The sequence below is a fragment of the Roseateles rivi genome, assembly GCF_043555845.1.
Lineage (GTDB): Bacteria > Pseudomonadota > Gammaproteobacteria > Burkholderiales > Burkholderiaceae_C > Roseateles > Roseateles rivi.
Genome location: NZ_JBIGHZ010000001.1, coordinates 597,795 through 617,192 on the forward strand (window position 1 = coordinate 597,795; position 19,398 = coordinate 617,192).

A 19,398-nucleotide genomic window follows, 5' to 3' on the forward strand; every position below is an offset into this window, starting at 1 on the left:
CGCTCAATGCGAACTGTGCGCGGCTGTTTTTTGGCGTATGACGCCAGGCCTTCGCAGTTCCACATGCCCCAAATCTTTGAGGGTGCGCCACCCTCCTCCCCAAACCAGTCCCGCTGTTCGTGCGACTTCGCCGAACAGTTCATATGCTTTGGCCGCGCGCGGGTCGCGTTCACTGATGACCACGCGCCCATCGAACAAAAACGCACTGTCTGCCGCCAGCCCGTACTGGTGATAGCTTTCACCAGCGCCCGCTTGAGTGACGGTGGGACCCATACCCGCAAGCTGCGCTTGACGCTGCGCGCTGCGGTAGCCTTCCAGCAGCACCATCTCGATGCCGTGCTCCTCACGCATGATGCGGTAGACGGCCAGCAAGCGATTGCGGAACTCTTCGTCGAGCAGCGCCCAATCTCGGTTAGCACTTGAAGTGCTCGGGCGGTCTCGCTCCACGTCCCGAGTCAAGAACAGATCGGGTGGCAGTGGTGCAGGAGGAACGAGGCGCTCGCCCTGCAGCAGTGCTGCGATCTGAGGGTTGATCTCGCGGCTTTCTGTGTGGTCAAAACCGTCATAGGCGTTGTGGTGCCTGAGCCAAATCGCAAGGCATGGAACCAAGATCAAAACACCGGTGGCTACACTCAGCCAGCGCCAATTGCGGGACAGGCCCCCGGTTAGGAGTTCCAGTGCTTTCCAAACAAAGGGCCATGACATGCGGATGCATTTGATTCGACTGCCGCCTTGCCCAAGAGTCTGCAATCCGTAGCTCCAAAGCGCACCCGCGCGTTCGATGAGCCGCTGGCGCCAGTGCGGCACCACAACTAAAGCTGCAACAAACGAAACAAGCAGTAAGTAAAGGAGTGAGGCGAGAAGCACCATGACGACGGGCTGCTGAGGGGCGGGTCTATTCTGTCCGAGTCGCTGGCGCATGCAAGCGGAGATCGCATCCCCCGAAAGGGCGACGGTGGTCCGTGAGGTAAGGAGGTCAGAATGCGCGCTCTATGCATACGCGGGTACAGGCGTGAAGTGAGGAGGCGGCGGTGCCAAGTCGAGCAGATCCATCCCTGGGTATAGCCCGGGCACCAAGGCCGAGGCCGTCTCTGCTGACGCCGGCGGCGGCACAAGAGGAGGTGCAGGACTCCATCTTCATGGCCTTGGAGAGCCCCGATGCTGTGAGCAGGGGGGCACGTCACGCGAGTCTGCAAACGTCTTCGAAATCAGTGCGTGTGGGTGTTGTCGCCGTTTTGTTGAGTGCTCTTGTCGGAGGCGGCGCGTATTGGTCCATCACCCCATCCTCACCATCGGAAAACATTACTTCGCCGAAGTATGCGCAGGCCGCTAACGCTGCCCTGGTAACTCAAGCCGTTTTGCCTGCGGCTGGCGATGGCTCACTCGGGGGGCAGGTGCAGGCTGTGCCTGCTGCCATCAGCATGCCTTTGGCCTCCAGCCCGACACCAACAACCCAAGTCCGTGAAGTCAAGGTCGACTCCAAGCCAGAGCGAGCAGTACCTGCTAAGGACGAGGTCGCCAAGGCGGAGAGACCCGTATCGGCCACGAAGAAGCCCAAGCGCACTTCAAACCCCGTTCAGCCCGATAGCGATGTGGCGCTTGTTTCGGCGCTCATGACGCATCTTGACGAAACCAATCTGGAGGCAGATCGCGAGGCGCTTGCCCTTCGCATCAAGTCTTGTCCGGCAAAGCCTCGCAAAGAGGCGCTGGCTTGCAAAGCAAAAGTCTGTACCGGTCACTGGGGCAAGGTTGAAACATGCCCCCGCAATGAGCGCAGAGCAGCTGAGCGTGCGGCCCGCCAGCAATCAGCCAAAAAATCGACGCAACCATGAACTTGATGGACATGCTGGGCCGGTTGCTCAGTGACACCACACGCATGTACCGCCTGCAAGCGTCTGCGTTGCCAGAGGCGGGCTTGCTGGTGGAGGCTTTTAGCTTGCGCGAGGCCTTGGATGAGCCTTGGTTGATGCAGGTCAGCGCACTCAGCGCCAGCGTACACATCGAGCCGCAGCAGCTGCTGGGCCAATGCGTGAGCTTGTGGGCACGCTTGGCCGATGGCAGCGAACACCCCCGCAGCGGCGTGGTCACACAGGCCAGCGCCGACTCGGCTGACGGCGGCTTGGCTCGCTATGTTCTGACTGTCGAGCCCTGGCTGGCATTGTTGGGTCACCACCGGCGCAGCCAAGTGTGGCAAGAGCGTAGCGTGGTCGAGATTGTTGAAAGCGTCTTTGCCCAATATCCACTCGCGGCTTGGCACTGGGCGCCGTGCGTGCAGGCACATTTGCAGGACAGCAGCAATGCCGGAGTGCGCAGCTACACCGTGCAATACCGGGAGAGCGATCTGGCCTTCGTCCAGCGCCTGTTGGCGCGCGAAGGCATTGGCTTGCGGCTTGAGCAACATGAGAGCGCGCCAGCGCAGCACCGCCTGGTGCTGTTCGCCGACAGCGCCAATCCACACAGCTGCGTGCAAGACGCGGTCAGTGCCGCCAGCGTGGGCGGGGTGCGCTTTCACGGCACTGGCGCCCAGCAGGGGCAGGACGCAATCTACGCCCTGGGCGGCGCACGCCGCCTTCCCGTGGCCAGCACCACGGTGTTGAGCTGGGACTACAAAAACAAGCGCGCCGTGGCTGCCAGCGTGCCCACAGCACAGAGCTTTGGTGGTGCCAACGCACCACACCTGGAAGACTACGACGACCCGGGTGCCTACGCCTTTGCCGACGAAGGGCAGGCAGAACGCGCCGCACGGCTCATGCAGCAAAGCCATGAGGCAAGGCATAAACGCTGGTTGGGCCGCTCCACGGTGCGCAGCTTCACGGCAGGTCAGTGGTTTGACTTGCAGGGCAGCGAATTGGATCTGTTGGCACGCCTGAGCCGCAAGCAAGACGCACAGCGCTTTTTGCTCACCCATGTGGTGCATGCGGGCCAGGGCAATTTGCCCAAGACCTTGCAAGAACAGGTGCGTGCGCAGCTGGGTGATGTGCCCGGTGAAGTGCTGCAGGCACCCTGGGTGGACGAGGCACTGCGCCAGCAGGTGCTGGCCACAGGCTATGCCAATCGGTTTGAGGCCTTGCGCGCCGGTCAGCCTTGGCGCCCGCAGTTGGTCGATGGCAGCGGTGCGCGACGTCATGTGGCACCCACGGTGTCGGGGCTGCTCTGTGCCACTGTGGTGGGCTCACCTGAAGGTGGTGCGGACGATGTGGTGCACACCGACGCACTGGGGCGGGTGCGCATCAGCTTTGACTTCCAGCAGGCTGAGGCTGGGCCCTCCACCAGCACCAGCTCCAGCTGGGTGCGCGTGCTGCAGCGCTGGGCGGGTAGCGGCATGGGTGCGCAGTTCATTCCCCGGGTGGGGCAAGAGGTGTTGGTGGACTTTGTCGGCGGCGACATCGAGCGCCCGCTGGTGGTGGGGGCGCTCTACAACGGCCAGGGTGAAGTTGGTGAGGCCTTTGCCCACAGCACCGACGCCAGCGCCGCAGCGCAAGGCAATGTCAAAGGCGGCCACAGCCCGGCATGGCATGCAGCTGCGCCCGGGGTGCTGGGCAGCGGCGGGCAAGCCAATGCAGGGGCGCTGAGCGGCATCAAAACCCAAGAGCTGGGTGGCACGGGCTACAACCAGCTGGTGCTGGACGACACGCCGGGGCAGCTGCGCGTGCAGCTGGGCAGCACGCAGTACGCCAGCCAGCTCAATCTGGGGCACCTCATCCACCAATCCGACAACCACCGCGGCGGCCTGCGAGGGCAGGGGTGGGAGCTGCGAAGTGACGCCTACGGCGCGCTACGCGCAGAATCAGGCGTGCTGGTGAGCAGCTACGGCGCCCGTGCCAGCGAAGGTGCGGGCGACGCCGCAGCTGCCCAAGCCCTGGCGGGCCAGCTCAAAGTGCTGGCCCAGGGGCTGAACCAAGCTGCAGTGCAGCACCAAAGCGTGGCGCTCGGTGCCCAGCAAGGCGCACCCAAGGCCAACGCCAGTGCGCTCAACAGCACACAAGCCCCCGTGGCCGCACACCACACAGCGCTCAAAGGCATGGTTGACGCCAAAGCGTTTGATGCTGCCTCTAGCGACGCACAAGCCCACCAAACCAGCACCGGCCAGAGCCGGGTGCCACAGCTTGGTGGCGCCATCATTGAACTGGCCAGCCGCGCCAGCACCGCTGTGGTGGCTGGGCAAGACCTGCAAATTGCGGCACAAGAAGCCGTGGTGCTGGGGGCTGGCGGTGCGCTACACGCCGGCGCGGGCGGCGCCGTTCGCCTGCACAGCGGGCAGGCACTGGGCCTGCTGGCCGGTGCCATTGAACCCGGCAGCGGTGCCACCGGCAGTGGGCTGACACTGATTGCGGCCCAGGGCGACGTGCAACTGCAAGCCCAAGCCGACAGCCTGCAGATCGCAGCCCAGGGCGAGCTGAGCATCCAAAGCCAAAGTGGTGAAGTGAACTGGGGCGCGGCCAAACGCATCGTACTGGCCACCGCAGGCGGCGCCAGCGTGGTGATCGAGGGCGGCAACATCACGCTGCAATGCCCGGGCAAGCTCACGGTGCAGGCGGGGAGGAAGAGTTTCAAGACAGGGCAGCAGCAGCGTGTGGGCTTACCTACCTTTCCTGCATCGGTCTGCGTGCCTTGCTTGATGGCAGCCATGAAGGCTGGATCACCCTTTGCCATGATGCAGTGAGCGAGCAATGAACTTTGCGTGGTCGGAACTGTCTGAGGACTTTGCATCGAGCCTCAGTCAATGGTGGAGTCGCCATGAGGCAGGCAGGGCCCATTGGGTCGTCTTGGTCGACGCAAGCATGGTCGAAGCTGATGTGCTTGCCGCTTGGCAGCGTCAATATGGCATGACCTGGGAACCCCTGCTGACAGAGGCTCAATTTGTTGCGCTGGGTAAGTACGGTCCCTTGGTGAGCCCGCTTGCAGAGTGGAGCGAGGAAGCTCTGCAGAGTTGGGCTCGTCGCTGCGCGGGCATCCCGGCTTGGTCCTTGGTGTGTGCTAACCGAGACCAGGCGCAGTTGCAAACGGCGTTGAGCAGCCTGGCCCGCGTTGTCACCGCAGACGGCTTGCTGTTGCATTGCCGCTTTGCCGACACCCGCGTCAGTGCAAACCTGTTGGAAGCCTTGAGCGAGCCACAACGCCAACTGGTGGGCTCCGGCCTGCAGCAATGGAGCTGGCCTCACCGGCAGGGCCACGCGCTGCAAACCCAGGCATTCGCGCAAGCTTCTTCCGATTCAGGCTTGCTTGGTGACAGACCCTTTCGCCCGCCGGCGATCGAGCTGACCGACGCGCAGTACACCCTGATGTTGCGCCAAGCCGAGCCAGATATGGTGTACCAGCTATTGCACGAACGCATGCCTGAGGCCTGCCCTGATGCACCGGGCGGGGAGGTGCACCAAAGGCTGTGCCATTTGATCGAACGGGCGCGCCACCATGGGCTGGACGCGCTCAACGAGCTGTTTGAATACGTGGTTCTGGCTTTGGCCGTGGGGGATGACTTTGATCAGCACGCCCTGGTCCAACCCCTGTGGCCCAGTTACAAAAGCAGCGGTCTGGCGTTTGGCCAATGGGCCGCCGCCTGGCCGGCGCCCGTCTGGCAAGCCTTGGATAAGAGTGAGGACGCTACCCCATGACAAAGACCCGGACCTGGCTGGTGAGCGCTGCCGTGGTGCTGCTGCTGACCGGCTGCTACAAGGCCCCTGAGCCGGACAAAGACTCGATTCCTACGTCTATCGTGGGCTACAACTTCACCAGCGAAGGGATTCAAGAGTTCTATGTGGATGGGGGCTGGGGCGGAAATGTCAGCATCGGAGGAGGAGGGACCAGCAACGTGTGCTGCGTCACGCTGCCTGCCAAATGGCGGCCGGGCTTAGAGGTGACGGTGGAGTGGCGACGCACGGACTGCGGCCCTGGCCGCGTGGGTGGGCCTTTGTGCCCAATTTCAAGAAACGAAACGCATATCGCAACGGACGAAAAACCTTGGCCTAAAAAGACCCTCAAAAAAGTCGTCTCCATCGAGCCCTACGAGCGGGTGTGGGACTTGCAGGTGATGTTTTTACTGAACGACGAGGTCAAGGTCTACTCGAGTCGCTACGCAAGTTGGCATCCTTCACACCCAAGCGGGTTGGGTTGGCCGAGGCCCTTGGACAACCCTGATTGGAAGGCGCCCGAATGACGCAGGTAAAACCGCCCCAACCCGCCCAGCGGGCACAAGCTCGCGTCGGTGCACTGGCGCGTTTGCGCAAAGCCGGTGCCGTCAGCCAGGGTGCCTGTGCCCAACCCAGCTGCACCGCTCAAGTGCAGGTGGGTTTCTTTTTTGATGGCACCAACAACAACAAGAAACGCGACCAAGAGGACGTGCCAGACCCCAACAAGCGCAGCCACACCAACGTGGTGGTGTTGCATGACGCGTTTCATGATGAGCGCCCCTATAAACATAGGGTGTATGTTCCTGGCGTTGGAACGCCGTTTCCTGAAATTGGTGAGCATGGCGAGCTCCCCGAGGGTAAGGCCATGGGGCGTGGCGGCGAGGCACGCATCCATTGGGCCATGTTTCAGGCCATCAACGCCATTTGCCGGGCAGCGATTGGGTCAGCACTTCTGGGGCAAGACGAAATCCGCCAAAGGATCACTGGGGCGGGCTTCTTGGGTGGCGATGGGCTCACGCCTTGCTCCGATGGCCGACGCAACGGTGTATTCAGTGGCGTGTTGAGGCAGCTGGCGAGCGCTATCGAGAATGCCAAGCCCAGGATCACGAGCTTGCAGCTGTCGGTGTTTGGGTTTTCACGTGGGGCGGCAGAGGCCCGCGCGTTCTGCCACTGGATGTCGGCGCTATGGACCGAGTACGTGGATTTCGACATGTTTCTCGAGGGCAAGCTTCCGAACTTGCGCATTCAGTTTGTGGGCCTGTTTGACACGGTGGCGTCAGTGGGGGTGGCCAAGTCGGCTCCCGTGCGCGGGCCAGAGGGGCTGATGGGCTGGGCCGACGGCACGCTGGAGCTGCCCTCGCGCGTGGAGCGCTGCGTTCACTACGTGGCAGCGCATGAAATACGCCAATCCTTTCCGCTGTCTACCGCCGCGCGCAGCCACTGCACGGTGCACGAGGTGATGTACCCCGGGGCCCACTCCGACGTGGGCGGGGGCTACGCCCCGCGCGACCAGGGCAAGGGCCTCACACGGGCCGACCTGCTCTCGCAAGTGCCACTGCTGCACATGTACCGCGAAGCCCGGGAGGCTGGGGTGCCGTTGGCGGATTCAAAAGCGCTAAAGGAATTGGGTAGAGATGAAACGGACGCTGATCTCAAAATCTCCCCCGACCTCATTCGCCGCTTCAACGCCTACGTGAAGCAGGGCCCTAAGGGAGGCTTGCTGCACAAGGCCTTGGCCGAGCACATGCGCTGGTATTGGCGCTGGCGCTTGGCGGTGGGTGGCAAGCTCAGCGCCTTGCGCAGCTATGCCGCAGCCAGTGCGCAGGACCAAGAAGACTTGCGTGCCAGCGAACAAGACTTTCAGCGCGACGTGGTGCAAGCATTCGCGGACCGGGATGCTGCCGTGGCACGGCGCACCCGCCCTGTGGTGGCGACTTTGAACGATGCGGCAGCCCAAAGACGGGGACAGCTGTCTCAGCTCAGCGAGGCGGAGATGGACGTGATTGCCGAGAAATTGCACCCCAAAGCGCTGAGTGCCGAAGTGGCCGAACTGTTTGACCAGCACATTCACGACTCGCACGCGTCCTTCTACCTGGTGGGCCCGACGACCGCGCAGGAGCGACGAGAACTGATCGCTGGCGTGCAGGCCCGCCAGCGAGAAGGCGAGGCACTCAATGGGTTTGAGCGCCGCGTACTGGCACTGCAGCAGACGAGGCCCGGCGAGCTGCCCACCATCACGGACAAGGACTACGAAGACATCGTGAGCCGCGCAGGCGCTGTGGCCGAACCCATTACCCGGGCGATGACGGTGACTCGAACCCGGCGCGAGAGCCAAGGGCATGTGCGCTGGCGCGTGGTGTTGGAACGAAGCTAAAGGTTTGCCGCGCGGCCTGTCAGGCAGCCTGCCTACAGGCCATTAGGGCCTGCAACACAAGGACGAAGCTCATGATAAAGACCCGGACCTGGCTGGTGAGCGCTGCCGTGGTGCTGCTGACCGGCTGCTACAAGGCCCCTGAGCCGGACAAAGACTCGATTCCTACGTCCATCGTGGGGCACAACTACACCAGCGAAGGGATTCAAGAGTTTTACGTGGATGGTGGCTGGGGAGGTGGGCTGGGGATAGGGCAGGGTGGGGCCAGCAACGTGTGCTGCGTCGTGCTGCCCGCCAAATGGCGGCCGGGCTTGGAGGTGACGGTGGAGTGGGAGCGATCGGATTGTGGTCCAGGAGGCGTGGGTGGCCCCCTGTGTCCCATTTCAAAGAATGAGTCGCACATCGTGTCAAGCACAGATAAACCGTGGCGTTACAAAACCCTCAAAAAAGTCGTCCCCATCGAGCCCTACGAGCGGGTGTGGGACTTGCAGGTGATGTTTCTGCTGAACGATGAAGTCAAGATTTACTCGAGCCGATTCGATGTGATCCATCCTGAACATCCCAGCGGCCTGGGTAAACCGAGGCCCTTGGACAACCCCGACTGGAAGGCCCCCGAATGACGCAGGTGAGAGCACCTCACTTGGCTCAAGGCAGCCAACCGCTGGGTGGGGTTTGAGCCGAACAAGTGACCAAGCCAAAGCTGCATGCGCTGCGCGACCGACTGGCTGGACCCGAGGTGAAGATAACTTGTTCAGCAAAACACACCTTGCCACCATCGCGGCCAATGAGTTGCCCGCCACCGGCCCTGCCTTAGCCCAGACCAATCAGGGTCAGAAGGATTCCACAGCATGACCCCTTACTACGCCACACGCTTGAGGCCTCCATCCTTGGCGAATTGGCTCTGCGCGGGGGCCTTGGCGGGTTTGGCTGCATGCACTCCCAGCGAGGCTCAGCTTCAGCCCATGGGTCCGACGCCGCAAGACATTGCAGAGGCTTACCACCCCACCTATGTGCCTGCTGCGGATGCGCGCAGCGAGTGCTTGGGGCGATTGGTGTTTGAGGTGAGCAGGCAATCCGAGTTGGCCTGGGGCCTACCCAAGGGCCGAAGCAACGAAGAGATTTTGGGCTTCTCTCGTCTACTTCGGGGTGCGCGTGATGGCATTCAGATGGGCAATGTGGCCGTGGTGGTGATTGCCGTAGCCAATCAGAAAACCATCTTGGATATGCAGGAGTCGGCGGCGATGGATAAGCGAAGGGGTCTTCGCAGTTTTGATGAAAACATCCGGGTAAAAAAACTTGTAGCAGAAGATCTTGCAGAGCAACTTGAGTTCCCCGAAATCAAGGCGGATGCCAAGGCAACGGAAAACTTTAAGGAAGGCATTCGGGAGAGCATTGAACAAGCGCGCCAGTACGCAATTCGCAAACAAAACCTCGACAAAGACTGGCACCCCACCGACTGGGGCCTGCCCGACAGTACGGGGTACATCGCAGGCCCCACGCTGTATGCGTTTTTGCTGCGCGGCGGCTATGCCTTTCAGTTCATGTCCACCGGTGGTGAAGGGGAGGCTCCGTTCGAGCAGCGCGTGGTCGCCTTCAAAGATTTGCTCAGTCGCTTTGAGCCCCGCTCGCTCTACCAAGTGCCCAACAAGGCGGGCGTCTGCATTCCGCATGGCTTTATTGCGGATGATGGCAAGGGGCCTTTCAATGCCGATGTGTCGTTCCGCTATGCCGACAGCCCTGGGGTGATCTACACCTTGAGCACAGGCGTGGTGGGGGAGCGCAATTACGACCCTGACGACCCGCTGATTGAAGCGACTGCGCGCGCCACGGTTGTCGGGGTGATGGGCAACGGCTACGGGCGCAAGCTCAAGGTGCTGGGGCCCAAGAGCACCCAGATCGGAGCGCGAAGCGGCTTGATGGGGGCGGTCTCCACGGACGAGGGAGTGTCGGGCTACAGCGTCTACGCTGGGGTGAGCGGTGTGCCTGGGTCACGGGTGCTGCCGCACATCTCGCTGAATATGCGCAGCTTTGATCGGCAAACTGCGCCGGATGACGTCAAGGTCGATCCGCCGCCCTTCGAGCAGAGTTTGCAGCGCTTTGAGCAAACCTTGCATTCGACACGGACCAGACGAGTGGACGGCGGGTGAGGGGCCGGCGCCATTGAACCCGGCAGCGGCGCCACCGGCAGTGGGCTGACGCTGATCGCAGCCCAGGGCGAGCTGAGCATCCAAAGCCAAAGTGGTGAAGTGAACTGGGGCGCGGCCAAACGCATCGTGCTGGCCACAGCCGGGGGAGCGAGCATCACCATCGAGGGCGGCAACATCACCGTGCAATGCCCGGGCAAGCTCACGGTGCAGGCGGGGAGGAAAAGTTTTAAGGGGGCGGGTAGGGTGAACTACGCGTTGCCAGACCTCCCTGCTGAAAAGATGTACGCCGCGTCGTTTGTCGTGCGCGACGAGCAAGGGGCACCACAAGGCGGCCAGCACTATCTGATGACCTTGCCCAGCGGCGAAGTGAAGCTGGGCACCACCGACTCGGCCGGCCAGACGCTAGAGGCCTACAGCAGGGCAGAAGCGCCGGTGGAGCTGACCTTGCTCGGTGGCGATGAGTGGGTTCAAGAAAACGTCAATGCATCCCACCAGGAAATGGACAAGTACTGGAGCGGGGCGGAGTCCAAATGAAGTTGCACCTTAACTCCAGAGTTCTAGCCGCTGTGCTGGGCACCTGCGTCACGGCCGTGCAAGCCAAGCCTAGTCTTGAGGACTGGCGCACGCCCATTAGCTGCGGTGGGCAGCAGTTTGAAGTGGTCTCGCGCTGCAAAGCAGCCACGAAGTCTATGGCGTTGAATGCCTGCGAGCCGGGGCAGCGGTTGACCCTGGGCGACAAGACCATCCGCATTCCAACGCGGCCAGCAGGCCAAGGCCAAGCACCTCTGTTCGCGGTGTTATGGAGTTGCCTGGAAACTTCGCAAGGACCCATCCTGCTGCTGGATTACACCTCTGGTCAAGGCCGAGCAGAGGGCGACGAAGACGCCGAGTTCTTTGACAGCCAACTGCAGGTGATCAAAGACCCGGCCAAACAACGCAAACTTTATAAGTCTTTGCCGCAGGCCAAGAAGGGCGCTGTGAAGTCCATCATGCCAGGCGAAGGAGGCTGACTTGAGCACGCTTTACCAGGCACTGGCGGTCAAGAAAGGGGCAGCCTACAAAGACAGTCAGATCAAGACCTATTCTTGGCTGAGCAAGTCGCCTGAGATTGAAAAACAAGCCAACGAGATTGCGGGCAACTCGCGCATCTTTGGCGATGTGTCGCCAGAGAACCAAGCCTTGGTCATTGACCTCTTGGTTGAAATCGGCACGCGCTACAAGCTGAGCTACCGGGAGATTGCGTATCTGCTATTGCTGGTGCGCGTGGAGTCAGGTTTCAACCCTGACGCCGCGGCGGGCACCACTTCAGCGGCGGGCTTGGCGCAGTACACCAAAGCCACCGTGGCCGAGGCCAAGAAGCCGCAGTACTCCAAACACTACCTGGGGTTCGAATTGGACCTCAGCGAGATGTTGGTCTTTGACGCCCAGCGTGGTGCTTACGGCGCGCTGCTGTCCTATTTCATCTGCAGGGCCCGCGCCAAAGCGCTCTTTCCGAAGGATGTAGAAGCCAACATCTACCTCTTCCACCATGAGGGCTGGTACTTCAACCCAGAGGGCAAGGAAGACGAGGCCAACGTTATCGCTGTGCGCAAGATCATCACAGAAAAGATCTTGGCCAAGCTGCCGGAGGTGGAGCGCTTGCTCAAGCAGAAGGCGGAGGTGCAGTTCAGCTTGAAGACCGCTGATGGCAAACCTTATGCGAACCAACCTTTCGCCGTGGTCTTGCCGCAGGCGCAGGCGCAGGCGGTCCAGCACCCGAGCAGCGTGCAACACCAAAGCGCAGTGAAGGTGGTCACCGGCGTCACCGATGGCAGTGGCCGAACCCCAAAGCTAGAGGTGCCGGCCTTGTCTGAGGTGGTGTTCACCATCCTCAACGTCCACTACAAAAAGCTGTTGCAATACTTTCCGGGTCGAGGAACTGGCAAGATCACCTCCTACAAGGTGAAGGCCGGAGACTCACTGAGTTCCATCGCCAAGGCCAACAAGACCACGGTGGCTGAGATTGCCAAAGCCAACGGCATCCACGACGTGAACAAAATCTCGGTCGGGCAAGTGCTTCGCCTGCCAGGCTCGGGTGGAGACACTGCCCCCGCCTATTGGTGGCGGCGCCCAGAGATGGATTGGCTGGCCTCCGTGTTGGCGCCACACATTGGGGCAGAGGGTCTGGAAGACACGGCTGCGGTGGTGGAGCACAAACGCAGCCACGTCGTCTTGCCCACGGGCAACAAAGCGCATGACGGCACGGTGGCCCACAACAACGTGATCGTGGCGGGGAGCAAGAGTCAGGCACAAGCCGCTGCCGCCACCACGGCCCAGAAGATCCCGCATCTGACCAATGAGGCCAAGGCAGCGAAACCGGTGGCCGTGCAAAGCAGCGGCACCGGTCAGAAGAAAATCATCACTGGCTTGCTCTACCCGCTGACGGTGAAGGCAACAGCCAACTACCACGATGGCGCCCGACGGTTTGGCTCCGGTCGAGCCAAGGGGCGCAAGCATGCTGGCATTGATTTGTATGCCCCGACCGGGACCATTGTTCGAGCCATGGCAGACGGTAAAGTGCTCGCCGTCTATCCCTTTTACTGTGAGACCTACGCCATCGAAGTCGACCACGGCAGCTTCATTGCGCGCTATGGCGAAGTTGACAAGCACAAAGCCAACATCTTTGTGGCGCGCGGGTCTGTGGTCAAGCGGGGCGACAAGCTCGGCAAAGTTGGCAAGTTGGTGGGCATCAAAGTTCCCAGCGACATGCTGCACCTAGAGATGTACGAAACCACCGCCGCAGGTGCATTGACGGTCAAGGGCAACCCACCCTTTCAGCGCCGTAAAGACTTGATAGACCCGACCCCCAGTATCGATAGAGCAGTCTTCGAATGAAACACCACCTTCTCTGGGCTCCTCTTTTGGCCGTGGCGCTCACGGCCTGCGACCAGAAGCCCGTCAAGTCCAATGTGCCTGTCGAGCCAGCACCGAGTGCCGCCTCTGCAGCAGCCCCCACTGCCGCGGCTGCGGCGAGCAGCGCGGCAGCCGCTGAAGCGCCCAAGGCCGATGCCCTGAGCCTGGTGCGCGCCTTGGCCCAAAACCCAAGCGTCCTGACCCAAAGCTGGGCCAACATGTCAGCGCTGTTCCCCGGCTGTCAGCGGCCGCAAGGCAGTAACGACTTGAGCTGCGCCCCCATAACCGGCCTCAAGCTGGCATCGGTGCAGGATGGCGGCCTGGGCATCATTGACCTGGAACTCACAGCCCCCCTCACCTGCGATAGCCTCTATCAAGCGGTTCAGGCCGAGCTTGGGGTCGGTGAAGTGGGTAGTGACAAGTGCGATGTGCGCTGGAAGCTTGCCCCCAAGGTGAAGGGCGGCTACGCCTCGATCTCCAACGACTCCAAAGCGCCAGAGCGGATCTTCTTCCAGCTCGCGATTGAGCAAGGCCCCTGAGGGCTAGGGCAGGCCTGTATCTTGCCCGACAAGGGGGTAAAGGCTTATCTCAAGCCCAACGCCCCCAGTCTGCAGGTCTGCGCGCCTTGCTTGATGGCAGCCATGAAGGCTGGATCACCCTTTGCCATGATGCAGTGAGCGAGCAATGAACTTTGCGTGGTCGGAACTGTCTGAGGACTTTGCCTCGAGCCTCAGTCAATGGTGGAGTCGCCATGAGGCAGGCAGAGCCCATTGGGTCGTCTTGGTCGACGCAAGCATGGTGGAAGCTGATGTGCTTGCCGCTTGGCAGCGTCAATATGGCATGACCTGGGAACCCCTGCTGACAGAGGCTCAATTTGTTGCGCTGGGTAAGTACGGTCCCTTGGTGAGCCCGCTTGCAGAGTGGAGCGAGGAAGCTCTGCAGAGTTGGGCTCGTCGCTGCGCGGGCATCCCGGCTTGGTCCTTGGTGTGTGCTAACCGAGACCAGGCGCAGTTGCAAACGGCGTTGAGCAGCCTGGCCCGCGTTGTCACCGCAGACGGCTTGCTGTTGCATTGCCGCTTTGCCGACACCCGCGTCAGTGCAAACCTGTTGGAAGCCTTGAGCGAGCCACAACGCCAACTGGTGGGCGCTGGCCTGCAGCAATGGAGCTGGCCTCACCGGCAGGGCCACGCGCTGCAAACCCAGGCATTCGCGCAAGCTTCTTCCGATTCAGGCTTGCTTGGTGACAGACCCTTTCGCCCGCCGGCGATCGAGCTGACCGACGCGCAGTACACCCTGATGTTGCGCCAAGCCGAGCCAGATATGGTGTACCAGCTATTGCACGAACGCATGCCTGAGGCCTGCCCTGATGCACCGGGCGGGGAGGTGCACCAAAGGCTGTGCCATTTGATCGAACGGGCGCGCCACCATGGGCTGAACGCGCTCAACGAGCTGTTTGAATACGTGGTTCTGGCTTTGGCCGTGGGGGATGACTTTGATCAGCACGCCCTGGTCCAACCCCTGTGGCCCAGTTACAAAAGCAGCGGTCTGGCGTTTGGCCAATGGGCCGCCGCCTGGCCGGCGCCCGTCTGGCAAGCCTTGGATAAGAGTGAGGACGCTACCCCATGACAAAGACCCGGACCTGGCTGGTGAGCGCTGCCGTGGTGCTGCTGCTGACCGGCTGCTACAAGGCCCCTGAGCCGGACAAAGACTCGATTCCCACGTCCATCGTGGGGCACAACTACACCAGCGAGGGCATTCAAGAGTTCTACGTGGATGGGGGCTGGGGAGGTGGGCTGGGGATAGGGCAGGGTGGGGCAAGCAACGTGTGCTGCGTCGTGCTGCCCGCCAAATGGCGGCCAGGCTTGGAGGTGACGGTGGAGTGGGTGCGTTCGGATTGTGGTGGGCGGGTCATCGACGAAAAGCGATGCCCGCCACTGCCCCCGGGGTTTGCAATTGGGCAAAAGCCCCCCAGGTGGGAAAGAAAGACCCTTAAAAAAATCGTCCCCATCGAGCCCTACGAGCGGGTGTGGGACTTGCAGGTGATGTTTCTGCTGAACGATGAAGTCAAGATTTACTCGAGCCGATTCGATGTGATCCATCCTGAACATCCCAGCGGCCTGGGTAAACCGAGGCCCTTGGACAACCCCGATTGGAAGAGGCCAGAATGGCGCTAGTCAAACCGCCCCAACCCGCCCAGGGGGCACAAGCTCGCGTGGGTGCACTGGCGGGTTTGCGCAAAGCCAGTGCGGTCGGCCAGGGTGCTTGTACCCAACCCAGCTGCACCGCCCAAGTGCAGGTGGGCATGTTGAGCTGTTGATGAGTGAGTACTATCCCCGACCCAACCTGAGGGGCATGCAGGAGATCGAAAAGTATCGGAGGCACCGCGATGGCCAACCCTGATCTGAAAGCGGCCCGAGCGTCGAACCGGGATGTGCCAACCGGAACGCTTGGCCCGTCTCAAGACTGCTCCACAGTGATTCACCTCGCCATGTTTTTTGATGGCACCGGCAACAACCGTGACGCAGATACACCAAGCAGAAAGTGGAGGAACGTAGCGCGTATGTTTGACGCGTCGCACTTCAAGCCCGATCAAGGTGTTTCTCTGCAGATCCGCATACACGCTTGAGGCGCGCCTCAGGGGGCTGCTTGCAAAGGCGCTGAAATGAAATAGCCCCGTATCGACGGGGCTTTGCTGCGGTGGGTGGGGCCTTAGACGTTGAACAAGAAATTCATGACGTCGCCGTCTTTGACCACGTATTCCTTGCCTTCGGCGCGCATCTTGCCGGCGTCTTTGGCGCCTTGTTCGCCTTTGTATTGAACAAAGTCCTCGAAGGCGATGGTTTGGGCGCGGATGAAGCCGCGTTCGAAGTCGGTGTGGATGACGCCGGCGGCTTGGGGGGCTGTGTCGCCTTTGTGGATGGTCCAGGCGCGCACTTCTTTGACACCGGCGGTGAAGTAGGTGTGCAGGCCCAGCAGGCTGAAGCCGGCGCGGATGAGGCGGTTCAGGCCGGGTTCGGTCTGGCCCATTTCGGCCAGGAACATGGCTCGGTCTTCGTCGCTCATCTCCGAGAGTTCGGCCTCGGTTTTGGCGCAGATGGCCACCACGGGGCCGTTTTGGGCCGCGGCGTATTCCTTGAGGCGATCCAGGAAGGGGTTGTTCTCAAAGCCGTCCTCAGCCACGTTGCCCACAAACATGGCGGGCTTGGCGGTGATCAGGCACAGGGGCTTGAGCACCACCAGCTCTTCTTTGCTGAAGTCGATGGAGCGCACGGGCTTGGCCTGGTCCAGCGCGGCTTGGCACTTTTCCAGCACCTTCACCAGGGCGATGGCTTCCTTGTCGCCTGCGCGTGCCACTTTGTTGTAGCGGTGCAGGCTTTTTTCCACCGTGCCGAGGTCAGCCAGGCAGAGCTCGGTCTGGATGACTTCGATGTCGGAGATGGGGTCGACCTTGCCGTTGACGTGGATGACGTTGGGGTCTTCGAAGCAGCGCACGACGTTGACGATGGCGTCGGTCTCGCGGATGTGCGAGAGGAACTGGTTGCCCAGGCCTTCGCCCTTGGAGGCACCGGCCACCAGACCGGCGATATCCACGAACTCCACAATGGCAGGCACGATGCGCTCGGGCTTGACCACCTCAGCCAGCTGCTGCAGGCGTGGGTCGGGCAGTTCGACGATGCCGACATTGGGCTCGATGGTGCAAAACGGGTAGTTCTCGGCGGCAATGCCAGCCTTGGTCAGCGCGTTGAAGAGAGTGGACTTGCCGACATTGGGCAGGCCGACGATGCCGCATTTGAGGCTCATGTTGGGGCTTTCATTAGGGCACAGCCTCTGGAGCAAGTTGCCCAGCCGTGCGTGGGTAAAGCGGTGTGCGCACGCGCCTTGCGGTGCGTGTTGCTTGCGCACAGGGTGCGCGCTGGGCGGCGATTTTACGTGCGCAGCCCGCGCGCTGGGCGCACCCACGGGCCCCAGGGGTGCAGGCTCCTACAATGCGCCGCATGACAAACGGTGTGGATGTATTGATCCGAGGCGACGGCGCCGTGGGCCGCAGCCTGGCGCTGGCGCTGGGTGCCCAGGGCTTGGGTGTCGCTTTGCTGGGCCGCCCAGCGCCCTCGGGCGCCGCGCCGGGCGCGGACGTGCGCACCTATGCCCTGAACGCCGCTTCGGTGGCGCTGATGCAGCAGCTGCGCGTGTGGGATGCACTGCCCCAAGATGCGGCGACCGCGGTGTACGACATGCGCGTGCGCGGCGACCGCCCGGGCAGCGAGCTTGAATTCAGTGCTTGGCAACAGGGCGTGCGCGAGCTGGCTTTCATCGTGGACGCCGCAGCGCTGGAAGCCCAGCTGGACGAGGCGCTGCGCTACGCGGCGCGTGTGCAGCGTGTGGCCCAGGCCGTGCCCGCTGCGCTGGAGCTGGTGTGCGAGGGCCGCGACAGCGCGCGCCGCGCGCAGCTGCTGGCCACACAGGGCGGCAGCTGGCAGCGCCATGACTATGGCCACCGCGCCATTGCTGCGCGCCTGTGTGCCGAGCAGGGCCACGCCGGCGTGGCGCGCCAGTGGTTTCGCAGTCCCGATGTGCTGGCGCTTTTGCCTTTTGACCAGCCGCAGCCGGGCACGTCTTTTGGCTTGGTGTGGTCGCTGCCCGAGGCCGAGGCCGAACGCCTGATGGCACTGGAGCCCCTGGAATTCGAAGCCGAACTCAACGCCGCATGTGCTGACGCTGCGCCCGAGCTGGGGGCGCTGACCCTGCACAGCCCGCGCCAGAGCTGGCCCCTGGCCCTGGGCCGTGCCCAGCCCCTGTGCGGGTCGGGCTGGGCGTTGCTGGGCGACGCTGCGCACCAGGTGCACCCCTTGGCGGGGCAGGGTTTGAATTTGGGACTGGGCGATGTGCGCGCGCTGTGCGAGGTGCTGAGCGAGCGCGAGCCCTGGCGCGCGCTGGGCGACATCAAGCTGCTGCGCCGCTACGAGCGCGCACGCGCCTGGCCCACCTGGACCATGGGCGAACTCACGGACGCGCTGTTGCGCGGTTTTGCCAGCTCACACCCCGTGTCGGCGCTGTTGCGCAATCAAGGCATGGGCTTGCTCAACCAATTGGCCCCGCTCAAGCGCTGGCTGACTTCTCAGGCCTTGGGCCGCTGAAATCTCACTCATGCTGCAATCTGTTTTGACACACGCCTCGCGGCGTTGGCTGGGTCTGGGTCTGCTGGCCTGTGCTTCGGCTGGGAGCTGGGCCAACGAGGGCGCCATTCGCAAGTCCATGGGCGAGCGCCTGCCGCCCAATATCAAGATCGACGAAGTGCGGCCTTCGGGCGTGCCGGGGCTGTGGGAGTTGCGCATCGGCAACGAGCTGCGCTACACCGATGCCACCGGGCAATACCTCATCGAGGGCGAAGTCTTTGACTTGAAGGCGCGGCGCAATCTCACCCAGGACCGCCTGACCCGCATCAACATGATCGACTTTGCGTCCCTGCCACTGAAAGATGCCATCGTCTGGAAAAACGGCAATGGCAAGCGCCGCATTGCCGTGTTTGCTGATCCCAACTGCGGCTACTGCAAGCTGTTTGAGCGCAATCTGCAAGACGTCAAAGACGTCACCGTCTACACCTTTGTGGTGGCGATTTTGGGCGGTGACTCGCCCGAGAAGGCGCGCTCGGCGTGGTGCGCCAAAAACCCCACGCAAGCCTGGCGTGACTGGATGCTGGACGGCAAAACCTTGCCCAAGCCCTCGGGCCAGTGCGATGACGACGCCATCGAGCGCAATCAGGCGCTGATCCGGCGCCACCACATTGGCTCCACGCCCTCGGTGATTTTTGAAGACGGCACGCGCGTGCCCGGTGCACTCAGCGCTGCCCAAGTCGAACAACGGCTCAACCAGACCAAGCCTTGAACATGCCCAACTCCACGACCTCTCTGAACCCCATGGCGCCGCGGCTGGGCTACGCCGGACTGCTGCCCTTTGCCTTGGGTGCTGCGCTGGTGTGGCTGGTGCGCCCCGAGGTGCTGCCCTATGTGTCGCTGGGCCTGCAGGCCTGGGCGGGGCTGGTGGTGAGCCTGCTGGGCGGCGTGTACTGGGGCTTGGGTTTCCGTCAGGCTGTGCCCTCGCCCTTTCCCTTTGCTTGGGGCAGTTTGGTGGCCGCGGTGGCTTGGGTGGGGGCGGTGATGCCTGCGCATTCGGGCCTGGTGGTGCATGGTGTCATGTTCTTGGTGTGCTACGGCGTGGACCGGCGCCATTACAAGGGCCTGGGGGCAGGAGACTGGCTGACCATGCGCTTTCGACTCAGCACCGGCGCGGCCTTGTGCTGCTTCCTGGCGGCTCAAGGCTTGTGAGCAAGGCGTCGGCCCGGGGCTGATGCATTGCGTGTGAG

Annotated in this window: 19 protein-coding genes; 17 read left to right on the forward strand and 2 right to left on the reverse strand. The window is 62.4% G+C overall.

Annotation, left to right across the window (positions count from 1 at the left end):
- Nucleotides 1-3 precede the first annotated feature (3 nt).
- Nucleotides 4-870, reverse strand: a complete 867-nt coding sequence (locus tag ACG0Z6_RS02665; protein WP_394458516.1) for a M15 family metallopeptidase — start codon at nt 868-870, stop codon at nt 4-6.
- Nucleotides 871-1,139: 269 nt separating this feature from the next.
- Here ACG0Z6_RS02665 and ACG0Z6_RS02670 point away from each other — a divergent pair, with 269 nt between their 5' ends.
- From ACG0Z6_RS02670 to ACG0Z6_RS02735, 14 genes are all read left to right on the forward strand, one after another.
- Nucleotides 1,140-1,832, forward strand: a complete 693-nt coding sequence (locus tag ACG0Z6_RS02670; protein ID WP_394458517.1) for a hypothetical protein — start codon at nt 1,140-1,142, stop codon at nt 1,830-1,832.
- Nucleotides 1,829-4,663, forward strand: coding sequence for a type VI secretion system Vgr family protein (locus ACG0Z6_RS02675; RefSeq protein WP_394458518.1), 2,835 nt, complete (start codon nt 1,829-1,831; stop codon nt 4,661-4,663). The genes ACG0Z6_RS02670 and ACG0Z6_RS02675 overlap by 4 nt, the downstream gene beginning before the upstream one ends.
- Before the next feature lie 7 nt (nt 4,664-4,670).
- Nucleotides 4,671-5,612 carry a DUF4123 domain-containing protein gene (locus ACG0Z6_RS02680; protein ID WP_394458519.1) on the forward strand — a complete coding sequence of 314 codons (942 nt, stop codon included), beginning with the start codon at nt 4,671-4,673 and terminating at the stop codon, nt 5,610-5,612.
- Nucleotides 5,609-6,154, forward strand: coding sequence for a DUF3304 domain-containing protein (locus ACG0Z6_RS02685; RefSeq protein WP_394458520.1), 546 nt, complete (start codon nt 5,609-5,611; stop codon nt 6,152-6,154). Before ACG0Z6_RS02680 ends, ACG0Z6_RS02685 begins: the two co-directional genes overlap by 4 nt.
- Nucleotides 6,151-8,001, forward strand: a complete 1,851-nt coding sequence (locus ACG0Z6_RS02690) for a T6SS phospholipase effector Tle1-like catalytic domain-containing protein (RefSeq protein ID WP_394458521.1) — start codon at nt 6,151-6,153, stop codon at nt 7,999-8,001. Before ACG0Z6_RS02685 ends, ACG0Z6_RS02690 begins: the two co-directional genes overlap by 4 nt.
- 71 nt (nt 8,002-8,072) lie before the next feature.
- Nucleotides 8,073-8,618, forward strand: coding sequence for a DUF3304 domain-containing protein (locus ACG0Z6_RS02695; protein ID WP_394458522.1), 546 nt, complete (start codon nt 8,073-8,075; stop codon nt 8,616-8,618).
- Nucleotides 8,619-8,960: 342 nt separating this feature from the next.
- Nucleotides 8,961-10,145, forward strand: coding sequence for a T6SS immunity protein Tli4 family protein (locus tag ACG0Z6_RS02700; RefSeq protein ID WP_394458523.1), 1,185 nt, complete (start codon nt 8,961-8,963; stop codon nt 10,143-10,145).
- A 54-nt stretch (nt 10,146-10,199) separates the two neighbouring features.
- Nucleotides 10,200-10,679: a DUF2345 domain-containing protein gene (locus ACG0Z6_RS02705; protein ID WP_394458806.1), complete on the forward strand. Its 480-nt coding sequence runs from the start codon at nt 10,200-10,202 to the stop codon at nt 10,677-10,679.
- Nucleotides 10,676-11,155 carry a hypothetical protein gene (locus ACG0Z6_RS02710; protein WP_394458524.1) on the forward strand — a complete coding sequence of 160 codons (480 nt, stop codon included), beginning with the start codon at nt 10,676-10,678 and terminating at the stop codon, nt 11,153-11,155. The genes ACG0Z6_RS02705 and ACG0Z6_RS02710 overlap by 4 nt, the downstream gene beginning before the upstream one ends.
- Nucleotide 11,156: 1 nt before the next feature.
- Entirely contained in the window at nt 11,157-13,019 is a 1,863-nt protein-coding gene (locus ACG0Z6_RS02715) for a LysM peptidoglycan-binding domain-containing protein (RefSeq protein WP_394458525.1), read from the forward strand.
- Nucleotides 13,016-13,576, forward strand: a complete 561-nt coding sequence (locus tag ACG0Z6_RS02720; RefSeq protein ID WP_394458526.1) for a hypothetical protein — start codon at nt 13,016-13,018, stop codon at nt 13,574-13,576. The genes ACG0Z6_RS02715 and ACG0Z6_RS02720 overlap by 4 nt, the downstream gene beginning before the upstream one ends.
- Nucleotides 13,577-13,721: 145 nt before the next feature.
- Complete coding sequence (locus tag ACG0Z6_RS02725) at nt 13,722-14,663, forward strand: DUF4123 domain-containing protein (protein ID WP_394458527.1); 942 nt, start codon at nt 13,722-13,724, stop codon at nt 14,661-14,663.
- The gene (locus tag ACG0Z6_RS02730) at nt 14,660-15,211 is read left to right on the forward strand and encodes a DUF3304 domain-containing protein (RefSeq protein ID WP_394458528.1); all 552 of its coding nucleotides are present in this window, start codon (nt 14,660-14,662) and stop codon (nt 15,209-15,211) included. Before ACG0Z6_RS02725 ends, ACG0Z6_RS02730 begins: the two co-directional genes overlap by 4 nt.
- A gap of 212 nt (nt 15,212-15,423) precedes the next feature.
- A complete protein-coding gene (locus ACG0Z6_RS02735; protein ID WP_394458529.1) occupies nt 15,424-15,663 on the forward strand; it encodes a hypothetical protein in 240 nt (79 codons plus the stop codon).
- Between the two features lie 83 nt (nt 15,664-15,746).
- On the opposite strand, the gene ychF is transcribed toward ACG0Z6_RS02735, so the two are convergent.
- The gene (ychF, locus tag ACG0Z6_RS02740) at nt 15,747-16,838 is read right to left on the reverse strand and encodes a redox-regulated ATPase YchF (protein ID WP_394458530.1); all 1,092 of its coding nucleotides are present in this window, start codon (nt 16,836-16,838) and stop codon (nt 15,747-15,749) included.
- A 194-nt stretch (nt 16,839-17,032) separates the two neighbouring features.
- On the opposite strand from ychF, the gene ACG0Z6_RS02745 reads away from it, so the two are divergent.
- The 3 genes from ACG0Z6_RS02745 to ACG0Z6_RS02755 are packed head-to-tail and all read left to right on the forward strand — an operon-like array spanning nt 17,033 to nt 19,360.
- The gene (locus tag ACG0Z6_RS02745; RefSeq protein ID WP_394458531.1) at nt 17,033-18,172 is read left to right on the forward strand and encodes an FAD-dependent monooxygenase; all 1,140 of its coding nucleotides are present in this window, start codon (nt 17,033-17,035) and stop codon (nt 18,170-18,172) included.
- Between the two features lie 10 nt (nt 18,173-18,182).
- A complete protein-coding gene (locus tag ACG0Z6_RS02750) occupies nt 18,183-18,920 on the forward strand; it encodes a DsbC family protein (RefSeq protein WP_394458532.1) in 738 nt (245 codons plus the stop codon).
- Between the two features lie 2 nt (nt 18,921-18,922).
- Entirely contained in the window at nt 18,923-19,360 is a 438-nt protein-coding gene (locus ACG0Z6_RS02755; RefSeq protein WP_394458807.1) for a DUF3429 domain-containing protein, read from the forward strand.
- Nucleotides 19,361-19,398: the final 38 nt, after the last annotated feature.